The sequence below is a fragment of the Myxococcus dinghuensis genome (assembly GCF_024198235.1).
Lineage (GTDB): Bacteria > Myxococcota > Myxococcia > Myxococcales > Myxococcaceae > Myxococcus > Myxococcus dinghuensis.
On the sequence record NZ_JAKCFB010000007.1, the window covers coordinates 42876 to 55678 of the forward strand.

16 protein-coding genes are annotated in these 12803 nt (G+C 70.9%); 11 read left to right on the forward strand and 5 right to left on the reverse strand.

Translation table 11 applies throughout. The features are described 5' to 3' along the window. Positions 1 to 61: 61 nt before the first annotated feature. Positions 62 to 406 (reverse strand): thioredoxin family protein, encoded by a 345-nt coding sequence (locus LZ198_RS12310; RefSeq protein WP_253972119.1) that lies wholly within the window; start codon positions 404 to 406, stop codon positions 62 to 64. Between the two features lie 332 nt (positions 407 to 738). Between LZ198_RS12310 and LZ198_RS12315 the strand changes: the two genes are divergently transcribed. After that, positions 739 to 2706 (forward strand): SMI1/KNR4 family protein, encoded by a 1968-nt coding sequence (locus tag LZ198_RS12315; protein WP_253972120.1) that lies wholly within the window; start codon positions 739 to 741, stop codon positions 2704 to 2706. A gap of 201 nt (positions 2707 to 2907) precedes the next feature. On the opposite strand, the gene LZ198_RS12320 is transcribed toward LZ198_RS12315, so the two are convergent. From LZ198_RS12320 to LZ198_RS12330, 3 genes are all read right to left on the reverse strand, one after another. Then, positions 2908 to 3180 carry a hypothetical protein gene (locus LZ198_RS12320; protein WP_253972121.1) on the reverse strand — a complete coding sequence of 91 codons (273 nt, stop codon included), beginning with the start codon at positions 3178 to 3180 and terminating at the stop codon, positions 2908 to 2910. A gap of 111 nt (positions 3181 to 3291) precedes the next feature. Further along, the gene (locus LZ198_RS12325) at positions 3292 to 3939 is read right to left on the reverse strand and encodes a SanA/YdcF family protein (RefSeq protein WP_253972122.1); all 648 of its coding nucleotides are present in this window, start codon (positions 3937 to 3939) and stop codon (positions 3292 to 3294) included. Positions 3940 to 4016: 77 nt separating this feature from the next. Beyond that, the gene (locus tag LZ198_RS12330; RefSeq protein ID WP_253972123.1) at positions 4017 to 4442 is read right to left on the reverse strand and encodes a response regulator; all 426 of its coding nucleotides are present in this window, start codon (positions 4440 to 4442) and stop codon (positions 4017 to 4019) included. Between the two features lie 219 nt (positions 4443 to 4661). On the opposite strand from LZ198_RS12330, the gene atpG reads away from it, so the two are divergent. The 5 genes from atpG (at position 4662) to LZ198_RS12355 (ending at position 9100) form a co-directional block, all read left to right on the forward strand. Further along, entirely contained in the window at positions 4662 to 5540 is an 879-nt protein-coding gene (atpG, locus tag LZ198_RS12335; RefSeq protein ID WP_253972124.1) for an ATP synthase F1 subunit gamma, read from the forward strand. Between the two features lie 103 nt (positions 5541 to 5643). Beyond that, positions 5644 to 6438: a prohibitin family protein gene (locus tag LZ198_RS12340; RefSeq protein ID WP_253972125.1), complete on the forward strand. Its 795-nt coding sequence runs from the start codon at positions 5644 to 5646 to the stop codon at positions 6436 to 6438. 177 nt (positions 6439 to 6615) lie between these two features. After that, positions 6616 to 8061, forward strand: a complete 1446-nt coding sequence (gene atpD, locus LZ198_RS12345; protein WP_253972126.1) for a F0F1 ATP synthase subunit beta — start codon at positions 6616 to 6618, stop codon at positions 8059 to 8061. 31 nt (positions 8062 to 8092) lie between these two features. Next, a complete protein-coding gene (locus LZ198_RS12350; protein ID WP_253972127.1) occupies positions 8093 to 8656 on the forward strand; it encodes a hypothetical protein in 564 nt (187 codons plus the stop codon). Positions 8657 to 8686: 30 nt separating this feature from the next. Next, positions 8687 to 9100, forward strand: coding sequence for a F0F1 ATP synthase subunit epsilon (locus LZ198_RS12355; RefSeq protein ID WP_253972128.1), 414 nt, complete (start codon positions 8687 to 8689; stop codon positions 9098 to 9100). Positions 9101 to 9115: 15 nt separating this feature from the next. On the opposite strand, the gene LZ198_RS12360 is transcribed toward LZ198_RS12355, so the two are convergent. After that, on the reverse strand, positions 9116 to 9793 hold the full coding sequence (locus tag LZ198_RS12360; protein ID WP_253972129.1) for an ArsR/SmtB family transcription factor: 678 nt from the start codon (positions 9791 to 9793) through the stop codon (positions 9116 to 9118). Positions 9794 to 9878: 85 nt separating this feature from the next. Between LZ198_RS12360 and LZ198_RS12365 the strand changes: the two genes are divergently transcribed. The 5 genes from LZ198_RS12365 to LZ198_RS12385 all read left to right on the forward strand — a co-directional run bounded on the left by LZ198_RS12365 (position 9879) and on the right by LZ198_RS12385 (position 12759). Next, entirely contained in the window at positions 9879 to 10508 is a 630-nt protein-coding gene (locus tag LZ198_RS12365) for a flavin reductase family protein (RefSeq protein ID WP_253972130.1), read from the forward strand. Positions 10509 to 10653: 145 nt separating this feature from the next. After that, a complete protein-coding gene (locus tag LZ198_RS12370; protein WP_253972131.1) occupies positions 10654 to 11037 on the forward strand; it encodes a group I truncated hemoglobin in 384 nt (127 codons plus the stop codon). Positions 11038 to 11063: 26 nt separating this feature from the next. Then, positions 11064 to 12053, forward strand: coding sequence for an FAD-binding oxidoreductase (locus LZ198_RS12375; protein ID WP_253972132.1), 990 nt, complete (start codon positions 11064 to 11066; stop codon positions 12051 to 12053). Positions 12054 to 12055: 2 nt separating this feature from the next. Further along, positions 12056 to 12499 carry an RrF2 family transcriptional regulator gene (locus LZ198_RS12380; protein ID WP_253972133.1) on the forward strand — a complete coding sequence of 148 codons (444 nt, stop codon included), beginning with the start codon at positions 12056 to 12058 and terminating at the stop codon, positions 12497 to 12499. Then, complete coding sequence (locus tag LZ198_RS12385) at positions 12496 to 12759, forward strand: hypothetical protein (RefSeq protein WP_253972134.1); 264 nt, start codon at positions 12496 to 12498, stop codon at positions 12757 to 12759. Before LZ198_RS12380 ends, LZ198_RS12385 begins: the two co-directional genes overlap by 4 nt. Positions 12760 to 12803 lie beyond the last annotated feature (44 nt).

A 12803-nucleotide genomic window follows, 5' to 3' on the forward strand; every position in this document is an offset into this window, starting at 1 on the left:
GAGGTCGAAGGCATCCTCGGTTGCCGCAACCGCCCTCTCGCCTCGCATTCGTCAGGGGCGCTCAGGTTGCTGGCAGGTGCTCCCTGACGACGCCCAACCAGTAGGCTCGCCCATAGAATTGCGACATCTTCCCGATGAGCTTTCCGTCACGGAACAGCATGAAGGTGGGGATGCCGTAGAGGCCGAAGCGGTGGGCGAGCGCCTCGTGCTGGTACGCGTTCACCTTCACCACGCGCATCCGGGCGCCATCCAGCTCGGCCAGGAGTGAAGGCTCCGCCTCCGCGTAGATTTCGCAGTTCGGGCAGCCATCGCCCCAGAAGTCCACCACGACGAGCTCGTCCTTCGGCTCCAGCACGAGCTGGTCGAAGTTCTCGGTCGTCCCCTCATAGCTCACGGGATGTGCCATGCCCCTGCGTAACGGCTCCGTGCTCCCTCTTCAAGCGAGGGTGGGGGACACGGGGGCTCTCCCGGGGACGCTCTCCGTCCCTGGGTCCCCTGCGCGGCGGCGCTCCCCTGGTGGCGTCGCTCTGGCAGCGGGGTGGGGTGGCCACCCGTGGGGCGGACGGAGGATCAGCCGGAGGGCGTGGAGGCCGCCTGGGGGTGGAGATGGCGAGCCCTGGGGGACGGGAAGCGGCTCCGGGCGTCGCGCGGGAGTGGATTGCCGGCCGAGGGTGCCCGAGTATCTCCCCGTGAGGTCGGCCTGGGGAGGCGCGAGCCCGGGGGTTGGATCAACCTGGGGTGGCGCCATCAAAAGCACAACACGCGCACTGCGCGGCGGCCCTGGGCGCCATAAGGTTGTGGCATTGGATGTGTCGTGGAGGGGTCATGCACGAGTGGTTGGAGGCACTGCGGAAGTCGGCGAAGGCAGCGTCATCGGGTGTGTCCGCGGATGAGGTCCGGTGGGCCGAGACGGAGTGCGGTGTCCCATTCCCCGAAGAGCTGGGGCAGCTGTACCTGACGTTCAACGGCGGTGAGCTTCACGGCGACGTCCACCTGTTCCCCCTGCATGGGCCCGAGGGCTCTCCGAGCGTCCTGGAGAAGTCCCGGCTGAAGCTCGTGGGACTCCCCGCGGCGGGGGTCTGGCGCATCGGTCTCAAGGGACCGCACCGACACATCTTCTCCGCGCGCAAGTCGGCGATGGTGGAGCAGGGGGATGGCGGCGGGCCGCTGCCGGAGTGGGTCCAGACGCTCGGTGAGGAGGACTGGGTCTACGGCACGTGGGACGGTGAGCAGCGGCAGATGCGGCTGTATCGCTCGCTGAAGGACATGCTCGACGTGCTCGTGCCGCCGGCGGAGGTCGAGAGCTTTGGCGAGCGCACGTTCGCTCGCGCGATGAACGCGGTGCTCCAGGGCGCGCTGTCGGGCATGGAGGTGGATGACGAGGACTCCGACGCGGATGAAGAGGCGGAGTTCGCGTCGGCCGAGGCCGTGGGAGAGACGCTCGTCGAGGCGGAGCCCGAGTCCGAGGAGGATGAGGAGTCCGTCCAGCGGGAGCTGGCCTACGAGTACGACGAGGACGTGGCGCCGAGGGCGAAGTCCGGGGCCAACGGGACTGCCTCCGGGAGCAAGGCCGCGGCTCGCGCGGGCAAGCCGGGGCTGGTGGCGCAGGCCGAGCTGTTCGCCAGGCCCTCGATGCGAGATGCGCTGAGCAAGGAGCTGGGCACCACGAAGAAGGCCGTGGTGAAGAAGTTCGAGGACCCGAAGGCGGCCGCGAAGAAGTTGGCTGCCGCCGCGCGTGAGGCCGCAGCTTCGGGTGTGGAAGCTCCCGTGAGCGAGCCCGTGAAGGGCGCTGCCCGCCAGGCTAGCGCGTCCACGGGAGTGTCCAGCAAGGACGTCATCCGCGCCGCGAAGGCGGCCGCCGCGAAGTCCGAGCCCCAGGCTCCGGCGGCGACTGTCGAGAAGGCCGCCGCCGATGCTCCGACGCCGATCGCCGAAAAGGCCGCGGCCAAGGAGAAGAAGCCCGCGAAGGCGAAGGTGGGCACTGGTGCTTCGGCTGCAAAGGAGGGGGCCGCGGAGAAGGCTGCAGACGTCTCCGTGCAGCCGGTGGCTGCCAAGCCCCCCGCGACGAAGTCTGCGGAGGCGAAGCCCACAGTGACGAAGGCCGCCGAGAAGGTTGCGGCGAAGCCCACAGTGACGAAGGCCGCCGAGAAGGTTGCGGCGAAGCCCACAGTGACGAAGGCCGCCGAGAAGGTTGCAGCGAAGCCCACAGTGACGAAGGCCGCCGAGAAGGTTGCAGCGAAGCCCACAGTGACGAAGGCCGCTGAGAAGGTTGCGGTGAAGCCCGCCTCTGCGAAGGTCGCGACGAAGGCTGCTGCGAAGGTCACAGAGAAGAAGCCCACCGCAACGAAGTCTGTTGTGCCGGTCGCTGCGAAGGCTGGAGCGAAGCCCACGGCCAAGAAAGCCGCGACGAAGCCCGCAGCCACCGTGCAGAAGTCCGCGACGAAGTCCGCCGCGAAGAAGTCGGTGACGAAGTCCGCCGGGAAGCCCGCGGCCAAGAAGTCCGCGACGAAGTCCGCCGGGAAGCCCGCAGCCAAGAAGTCCGCGACGAACAAGCCTGCCGCGACGAAGTCCGCCACGAAGAAGTCGGTGACGAAGTCCGCCGGGAAGCCTGCGGCCAAGAAGTCGGTGACGAAGTCCGCCGGGAAGCCCGCGGCCAAGAAGTCCGCGACGAAGTCCGCCGCGACGAAGAAGGTGAAGCGCAAGTAACCCACGCAGGCTACGACCGAGCGTGGGATGTCGAGGACGTGGCGACCTGGAGTCGCCACGTCCCGTCATGCAACCAACCACCGCGTGCTCGAGGACACGCAGTGCAGGGGGCACGGTCTCCCACGGTCGCGGCCCCTCGGGCCCATCATCCGTACCGCCACCCCGTGACAGCCGTCACGGGATGACTGGCAAGGACGGGTCCTACCCCTCGGGGGGCTGGTCCCGGCGAGCGGGGCGGAGCCGCTCTTCCGGCTGGGCCGTGACCTCCGTCTCCTCCGCCTCTTCGTCGCCCCGGCGGAACTCGTGGATCTGGTCCGGGAGGATGTCCCGGAAGTCCGGCTCCTCCTCCAGTGGGGGCGAGGCCGCGAGGTCCTGGTCGGAGATGTTGATCTCCTCCTCCCCCGTGTCCTGGTTCACGTGTCGGAGCGAACTGGACTCGCCCACGTCCTCCGTGCCGAGTTTCTTGAAGCGCATGGTGTCTCCTCGCGAAAGGGTGGGCTGCCTTGGCTCAACAATGAGAACCAGCCCGGGCCGCCGCAATTCGCGCCGCCCGCCCGCCTGCCGGGAGACAGAGACGTTCAGGCCTCAGGTCTTCGGTGTCCGCGCGCGGCCCGTCGGGTAGACGGGCTCCACTTCGAGCACGACCATCCCCAGCGCCAGCACGCGGGACAGCGTCTCGCGCACCGTGTACCGCCAGGGAGTCGGACGGCCCTCGTCCGCCGCCACGCCCCACGCGTCGATTCCCACCGAGTTGGCGATGAACAGCGCCCGTGGCAGGTGGAAGCGCTGGGTGACGAGCAAGGCCTTCCGCGCGCCGAAGACGCTGTGCGCGCGCAGGCAACTGTCATAGGTGGACAGGCCCGCCTCGTCCCCCAGCACCGCGGCCTCCGGGAGCCCCCGCTCCAGCAGGTAGCGCCGCATGGCCCGCGTCTCGTGGTGGAAGGGCTTCACCTCGTCCCCGCTCACCAGGACCGCCTGGACCTTGCCCGTGCGCCACAGGGCCATCGCCATGTCCAGTCGCTGGGCCAGCACCGGGGAGGGCACCGCGCCGGGCGCCAGCCCCGCGCCGAAGACGAGCGCGATGGGGGCCTCGGGGGCGTCGGCCGGGGGCACGATGCGCTCCTCGTAGCTCACCCGCACGAGGTACGAGAGGAGGAGCAGGCCCGCCAGGCCCGCGAGCAGGGCCACCAGGACCCTGCGTACCCAGATACCCCTCGCTCCGCCTGGCTTCATGGACCCCGAGAACACCGGTCGAGGGGCCATTGTGTTCCGCACGGAGGCCCTCGCAAAGGACCGATTGGACCACCGCGTCAGGGATGGGCGTCCGCCCGGGCGGCGGCCGTCCCCGCGAGCAGCCTCTGGACGGTCTCCAGCAACTGCCGGGGGTCCACCGGCTTCGGCAGGAGCGCCGCCACCCCCTGGCTGGCCGCGTACACCGCCCGGTCGCGTGGGTGCATGTCCGTCATGCCCGCCGACAGGATGACGACCGGCACCTGGGCCAGGACCTCGCTGCGGCCCCGCGCCATCAACACGCGGTGCCCGTCCATGACCGGCAGGGCCATGTCCAGCAGGATGAGCGCCGGCCGGGGAAGGGCCTCCAGGCGCTCCAGCGCCTCGCGGCCGTCCCTCGCGACCTGGACCGCGTACCCCTGGAGCTCCAGGTAGCCCTGGAGGGCCTCGCGGATGTCCTCGTCGTCCTCGACCACGAGCAGCGGTCTGTCGGGGGAAGGGGCCATGCCCTGGAAGGTAAGGCGGACGGCCGACCCCGGAACCCGCCCGCTCCCGTCCGCCTGGCCGCCCAGGCCGGAGGGGAGCCGGCCCCCGTGTCCGGAAAGCCCCGTCAGGCCCCCGTTGACCGGCCCCCGGCCCGCTTATATAGGGGGCCCCGCCGTCAGCCTGCCTCGCTCCCACCTGGGCGCACCCGGCCAGCTCGTCTCACAGGAGTCCCCCGTCCCATGGCGTCCCTTCGCGATATCCGCAAGCGCATCCGCTCGGTGAAGAACACGCGGCAGATCACCAAGGCCATGAAGATGGTCTCGGCCGCGAAGCTCCGCAAGGCGCAGGACGCCATCCTCGCGGCCCGCCCCTACGCGACGATGCTGGACCAGATCATCTCGGACCTGTCGGCGCGCTCCGGTGACGACAACCTCAGCCACCCGCTGCTGGCGGCCCGCCCCGTCAAGCGCGTGGAGCTGGTGACGCTGACGTCCGACCGCGGCCTCGCCGGCGGCTTCAACTCCAACATCACCCGCCGCGCCAACCGGTTCCTGTACGAGAACACGAACCTGGAGGCCATCCAGCTCTCCACGGTGGGCCGCAAGGGCAACGACTTCTTCCGCAACCGCGGCCAGGCCGTGCGCAAGGACTTCGGCGGCCTGTACCAGCGCCTGAACTACCGCGCCGCCGCGGACGTGGCCGAGGAGCTGGTCGCCAGCTTCCTCAACGGCGAGGTGGACGCGGTCCACGTCGTCTACAACGAGTTCGTCAGCGCCATCTCCCAGAAGGTCGTCGTCATGCAGCTGCTCCCGCTGCAGACGCTCGGCTCGGACGCGCCGGCCTCCGCCAACACCGCGTTGGTGGACTTCAAGTACGAGCCGGACCGCCAGGCCGTGCTGGACCGCCTGGTGCCCCAGGCCGTCAACATCAAGCTCTACCGCGCCCTCCTGGAGAGTGTGGCCAGCGAGCACGGCGCCCGCATGAGCGCCATGGAGAACGCCACCTCCAATGCCTCGGACATGATTGCCAGCCTGACGCTCACCTACAACCGCACCCGTCAGGCGGTCATCACCAAGGAGCTCATGGAGATCGTCTCCGGCGCCGAGGCGCTCAAGTAGCGCCGTCGTCGAGCTCCGCCCTCCGGGCCCGCCCCCGTTTTCGGGAGCGGGCCCGTCGCGTTTAATGCCTTCCCCGAGCAGGGGTATGCGAGAGGAAGGCACCATGAAGCAGCGGCTGTGGCTCGTCCTGGGGTTGATGTGCATCAGTGGCTGCGCCTGTGAGACGGTGGCCAGCGGGCACGGGGGCATCGGCTTCGACTCGTTCGGCAACGGCACGCTGCGCGAGCCCTACGGCGAAGGGCTCCACGTCCTGCGCCCCGGCAAGTCCCTCATCGTGTACGACCTGCGCGTCCAGGAGATGAAGGACGAGCTGAACGTGCTCTCCAACAACGGCCTGGACCTGAAGGTGGACTCCAGCGTGCGCTACCGGGTGGACCCCACGCGGCTCTTCGAGCTGCACACCCAGACGGGCCCCCGCTACGCCGACATCCTCATCGCCCCCATCGTCCGCTCGGAGGCCCGGAAGGTGTTCGGCCGGTACGCGCCGGAGGAGATCTACTCCACCAAGCGCGAGCAGATCGAAAAGGAGATCTTCGACGAGGTGGGCCGCGCCCTCACCGACAAGCACGTGGTGGTGGAGGCCATCCTCGTGCGCGACGTGTCCCTGCCCACCGCCATCCGCGAGGCCATCTCCGACAAGCTGGCGGAGGAGCAGCGCAGCCAGAAGATGCGCTTCACCCTGGAGAAGGAGCGCCAGGAGGCCGAGCGCAAGCAGATCGAGGCCGAGGGCATCGCCAAGTACCAGGGCATCGTCCGCCAGGGCCTCACCGAGGAGTACCTGCGCTTCAAGGGCATCGAGGCGACGGAGAAGCTCGCCACCAGCTCCAACGCCAAGACGGTGGTCGTGGGGGGCGGGCAGGGGGGGCTCCCCCTCGTCTACCAGCCGGACGGCAAGTAGCCGGGGGGGCTTGGCGCCGGGGGCGTGGATCCGCTAAGCGGGACTTACGGGTCAGGCCCCCGGGAGGCTTGATTCCAGGGAAGGCCCCCGGTAAAGGGGCACCGCCCTCATACCCGGGCCGATTTTTGATGACGGGCACGGCGCCGGTCGCCCCCCGCACGAGGCAGACGACATCCCATGAGCGCTCAAGTTCCTACGGCAGGCAAAATCATCCAGGTTCTCGGCCCCGTGGTCGACGTCGAGTTCCCGCCGGGCGGTCTCCCCGAGGTGTACGTCGCCCTCAAGGTGACCAACACCAACCTCGGCCCGGAGCAGGACAACCTCACGCTCGAGGTCGCGCAGCACCTGGGTGAGAACACCGTCCGCACCATCGCCATGGACTCCACCGAGGGCCTCGCCCGCGGCATGGCGGTGAAGAACACCGGCGCCCCCATCCAGGTCCCCGTGGGCAAGGCCACCCTGGGCCGCATCCTGAACGTCACCGGCGAGCCGGTGGACGAGATGGGCCCCGTGAAGGCGCAGGAGCAGTGGCCCATCCACCGCCCGCCCCCGCCCTTCACGGAGCAGGACGTGCGCGTGCAGATGTTCGAGACCGGCATCAAGGTCATCGACCTGCTCGCCCCCTACACCCGTGGCGGCAAGATCGGCCTGTTCGGCGGCGCCGGCGTGGGCAAGACGGTGCTCCTGCAGGAGCTCATCCGCAACGTGGCCATCGAGCGCGGCGGCTTCTCCGTGTTCGCCGGCGTCGGCGAGCGCACCCGCGAGGGCAACGACCTGTACCACGAGATGCAGGACACGGGCGTCATCAAGACCGACAACCTGGAGGCCAGCCAGGCCGTCCTCGTGTACGGCCAGATGAACGAGCCGCCCGGCGCCCGCGCCCGCGTGGCCCTCTCCGCGCTGACCATGGCGGAGTACTTCCGCGACGTGGAGGGCCGTGACGTGCTCCTCTTCGTGGACAACATCTTCCGCTTCACCCAGGCCGGCTCGGAAGTGTCCGCCCTCCTGGGCCGCATCCCCAGCGCGGTGGGTTACCAGCCCACGCTCGCCACGGAGATGGGCGGTCTGCAGGAGCGCATCACCTCCACCACCAAGGGCTCCATCACCTCGGTGCAGGCCATCTACGTCCCCGCCGACGACCTGACGGACCCGGCCCCCGCCACCGCGTTCGCCCACCTGGACGCGACCACGGTGCTCAACCGCTCCATCGCCGAGCTCGCCATCTTCCCCGCCGTGGACCCGCTCGACTCCACCAGCCGCATCCTGGACCCGGGCGTCATCGGCCAGGAGCACTACGCGGTGGCCCGCAAGGTCCAGGGCATCCTGCAGCGCTACAAGGAGCTCCAGGACATCATCGCCATCCTCGGCATGGACGAGCTCTCCGAGGACGACAAGCTCGTCGTCGCCCGCGCCCGCAAGATCCAGCGCTTCCTGTCGCAGCCCTTCTTCGTCGCCCAGGTGTTCACGGGCAAGGAAGGCCGCTACGTGAAGCTCCAGGACACCATCCAGGGCTTCAAGGAGATCTCCGAGGGCAAGCACGACGACATCCCGGAGGCGGCGTTCTACATGGCGGGCGCCATCAACGAGGTGGTCGAGAACGCCCGCAAGCTGGCGGCGTCGTAGTCTCGTCGGAGCCCCTCCCACCGAGGTGACCATGCGTCGCGCGGCGCTCGCGTTGTTCCTGATGCTCCTGTCGCTCCCCGCCCACGCGGAGGAGCGCAAGGGGCGAGCCCGGGTCAGCGCCAACGGCCTGTTCAGCGTGCGCATGGTCGACCTGGGCCCGGGCCAGTGTCGCCTGGAGGTGTCGAAGGAGAGCGGACCCGCCTGGCACCTGGAGCAGTGCCTGGGGACGGTGGACGACATCTACTTCGTCTCCAACGACGGCGAGCGGGTCTGGGTGCTCTGGCCCCTGGTGGAGAAGGGCAAGGTGAAGGAGGTCCCGGTGAAGAAGGGCAAGAAGAAGCCCAAGGGACCTCCGGGCTGGGCCCAGGACGTGCTGGTGGCGGCGCAGTACGGACGCGACGGCCAGCGCATCCTGGAGCGACGGCTGACCGACGTGGTCGCCGCGAAGTCCCTCACCGAGGTGCGCCAGATGACCCACCACCTGAAGTGGCTGGAGGGCACGCTGGGCATCCCCGGGAAGGGGCCGCGGCTGACGGACGCCGGGGTGGTGGAGTTCGAACCGGTGGGCGGAGAGACCCGCCGGCTCATGTTCTGATTCGGTAGCGAGAGTGGTGCGAGGAGCCTCATGGCCAAGCTGACTGTGGAGATTGTCACCCCCGAGAAGCGCATCCTGTCGGTGCAGGCCGACGAGGCGATTGTTCCCGGAGGCAAGGGCCTGTTCGGCGTGCGCCCGGGGCACACCCCGTTCCTGTCGCTCATGGAGCCCGGCGCGCTGACGCTGGTGGAGGCGGGCCAGAAGGACGCCTACTTCGTCGCCGGCGGCTTCGTCGAGGTGGCCAACGACAAGGTGCTCGTGCTGGCGGACGCCGCCGAGCACGTCTCCGGCATCGACGTGGAGGGCGCGCGCAAGCGCATGGCGGACGCGCAGGAGCGCCTGCGCGGCCTGTCCACCGAGGACGCCCGCTACGACCTCGAGCAGGCCACGGTGCGCCGCGAGGCGGCCCGTATCGGCGCCGCGAACGTCGGCGCCCGCGGCTGAGGTGGCGCCTGGCCCTCAGGGCCAGGTCAGCCCCAGCTCCCGGTCGAAGCCCCGCCGGCCCTCGACGGTGAGCCGCACTCCGCGGCCCTCGGGCCGGCGCGCGATCCAGCGCAGCGTGAACAACCGCTCCGTCAGCGCGGCCCCCAGCGCGCCGCCGACGTGGGCGCGCCGCTCGCTCCAATCCAGACAGCGTCGCGCGAGCGTCCGCCGGCCCTTCGCCAGGCTTTGCGTGTCCACGCCCAGCCTCGCCACGAAGCGCGTGCCCTCCGGCGTGAGCGCGTAGCCGTCCTCCTCCGCCTCCAGGTAGCCGCGCCGCTCCAGCCCCTCTGCCAGCGCCACGCCCAGCGTGCCCGCGAGGTGGTCGTAGCACGTGCGCGCGAAGCGCAGCGGCTCCGGCACGCGCACCGGGGAGGCGCGCTGGGGCACCAGCACGTTCAGCGCCTCGAGCGCCCGCGCCACGTCCGCGTGGGCCAGCCGGTAGTAGCGGTGCCGGCCCTGGACCTCCACGCGCAGGAGCCCGCCGTCGAGCAACCGCGCCAGGTGTCCGCTCGCCGTCTGCGGGGAGATGCCGGCCTCGCGCGCCAGCTCGCCCGCCGTGCGCGCGGGGCCCTCCAGCAGGCGCGCCAGCATGCCCGCGCGCGTGGGGTCTCCGATGAGCGAGGCGATGTGGGCCAGGTCGATGGGATGGGGCATGGTGGGCAGCGTGCGTCGCCTCGCGCGGGCATGTTTCGGCGCGGGCCGAAACATCCCAGGCGCCACCCGCGTAGGGAAGTGGCCCATGAGCCAGCCGCCGAGCCACCGCGTGATTGCCCCCCGCATCCTCTACTTCGGCACCCCCGTGGTGCTGCTGAGCACGTTGAACGAGGACGGCACCCCCAACCTGTCGCCGCTGTCCTCCGCGTGGGCGCTGGATGACCGCGTCGTCCTCGGCCTGGGGCGGATGGGGCAGGGGTTCGCCAACCTGGCGCGCACGCGCGAGGCCGTGGTGAACCTGCCCTCCGCGGAGCTGTGGCCCCAGGTGGAGCGACTGGCGCCCACCACCGGCCGCTTCCCGGTGCCCGAGTCGAAGCGCGCCATGGGCTACGTCCACGAGCCTCGCAAGTTCGAGCGCGCGGGCCTCACGCCAGGACGCTCGGACACCGTCGCGCCGCCTCGCGTCCTCGAGTGTCCATTGCAACTGGAGGGCGTCTTGATGGGCGTGCACGAGGGCACCCCCATCCCGGGCGGCTCCGCGCCCCCGTTCGCCATCGCCGAGCTGCGCGTCACCCGCGTCCACGCGCACGACGACGTCACCGTGCCCGGCACCCACCACGTGGACGCACGGCGCTGGCGACCGCTGCTCTACGTGTTCCGCCACTACGCCGGCACCGGCCCCAGCCTGGGGCGCAACTTTCGCGCGGAGACGTGACGCGGACGCACGTCTTGCCGGACGCGCCCAGCGCGCCTCCTCCGGGGGATTCCGCCGCCTTGTCCGACGCGTTTGACGCTAGTCTCTAAAAGATGCATTTGAAATGCATCTTTATCCCCGGCCCTGGCCGGGAGGAGCGGACGCGATGAGCACGTCAGCGGTGGAGAAGAGCGTTTACGAGCAGATTGGCGGCGAGCCGGCGATGGCGGCGGCGGTGGAGGTCTTCTACCGGAGGGTCCTGGAGGACGGGCGCATCAGCCACTTCTTCGAGGACGTGGACATGGAGCGCCAGGCCGCCAGGCAGAAGGCGTTCCTCACCATGGTGACGGGCGGCCCCGCGAACTACTCGGGCAGGGACATGCGGGCGGGCCATGCGCACCTGGTCCGCCAGGGCCTGAACGACACGCACTTCGACGCCGTCGCCGGGCACCTGAAGGCGACGCTGGAGGAGCTGGGCGTGCCCGCGGCGCTGGTGGCGCGCGTGTTGTCCATCGCGGAGAGCGCCCGCGCGGACGTGCTGAACCGCTGAGGACCCATCGTCTCGGGAGGCACGCCATGGCCAGGGTGAGGCACGAGTCGAGGTGGTATCCGCTGGAGCCCGAGGAGAGCGTGCTGGACGGGCTCCTGCGGCAGGGCGTGGTCGTGCCGCACGCGTGCCGCGCCGGGGCGTGCCAGTCGTGCCTGATGCGCGCGGTGTCCGGTGACGTGCCGGAGGCCGCGCGCGCGGGCCTCAAGGACACGCTGCGGGCGCAGGGCTACTTCCTCGCCTGCGCCTGCAGGCCCGCGCCGGGGAGCGAGCTGGAGGTCGCGGGCGCGGAGGGCCTGCGCCTGCGGGCCCGCGTCGTCTCGCTGGAGCCGCTGTCGCCCTCGGTCCTGTGCGTGCGGCTCGCCACGGACACACCGCTGGACTACCGCGCGGGGCAGTACGTGTCGCTGGTGCGCGGGGACGGGCTGGCGCGCAGCTACTCGCTGGCGAGCCTGCCCCGCGAGGGCGTGCTGGAGCTCCACGTGCGCCTGGTGCCCGGCGGGGTGATGAGCGGCTGGCTCTCGCGCGAGGCCCGCGTGGGGGACGTGCTCCACGTCCAGGGCCCCGCGGGCAACTGCTTCTACGTGACGGGCCGCCCCGAGCAGCCGCTGCTCCTCGCGGGCACGGGCACGGGGCTCGCGCCGCTGTACGGCATCGCCCGCGACGCGCTGGAGGCGGGGCACACCGGGCCGGTGTGGCTCTTCCACGGCGCGCGGACACCGGAGGGGCTGTACCTGGGGGACGCGCTGCGGGCGCTGGCCGGGCGCCACCCCGCATTCCACTACCGTCCGTGCGTGCTGACGGGCGGCTCCCGGGACGTGGCCGAGGGCGCGCTCGCCGTGCTCCTCCGCGCGGAGTGTCCCCGGGTGGCGGGCTACCGGGCGTGGCTCTGCGGCGATTCGGGATTGGTGTTATCCCTGCGCAAGAAGCTCTTCCTCGCGGGGCTCTCGCTGAAGGACCTCCACGCGGACGTCTTCCTGCCGAGCGCTCCCCGGGCGGAGGCCGCTGGAGCCCGCTGACCGTGCACCTCACCCTCCACGCCGACTACTCGCTGCGCGTCCTGCTCTACCTCGCCGCCCGCCCGGACCGGCTGGCCTCCACGCAGGAGCTGGCGGACGCCTACGGCATCTCCAAGCACCACCTGGTGCGCGTGGTGCAGACGCTGGCGGGCGAGGGCTTCGTGGAGGTGAAGCCCGGCCGCGCGGGCGGCGTGACGCTGGCGCGCGCGCCCGCGGACATCGCCGTGGGCCGCGTGCTGCGCGCGGCCGAGCCGGACTTCGACCTGGTGGAGTGCTTCGACCGCGAGCGCAACACCTGCCCCATCTCGCCGGCGTGTGGCCTCAAGGGCGTGCTGCGCGAGGCGCGCGAGGCCTTCCTCGCCGTGCTGGACCGCTACACGCTCGCGGACCTCGTGGGCCGCTCGCGCAAGGACCTGGCGGACCTCTTCCTCCCGGTGGCCTCGTGACGGCCCCCGTCCCGCTCCAGCTCTTCCACCGCATCGCCGACCGGCCCTCCGCCCAGGCGCGCCTGTACGTCGTCGACCACGCGCTGGAGGACCGCGTCGTGTTCCGCAACGTCGCGTTCGAGGAGGCCGAGCGGGACTGGCGGCGGCTCGGCGGCCACACCACGCCCGCGCTGTGGGACGGCGCCCGCCTGCACCAGGGCGCCCAGGCGGTGGTGGCGCGGCTCCAGGCCGTCGTCAACCTGGGACGCGACGACACCTGACGCGTGACGGCGCGTGTGCCGACTCCCGCGTGTCGCTGCCACCT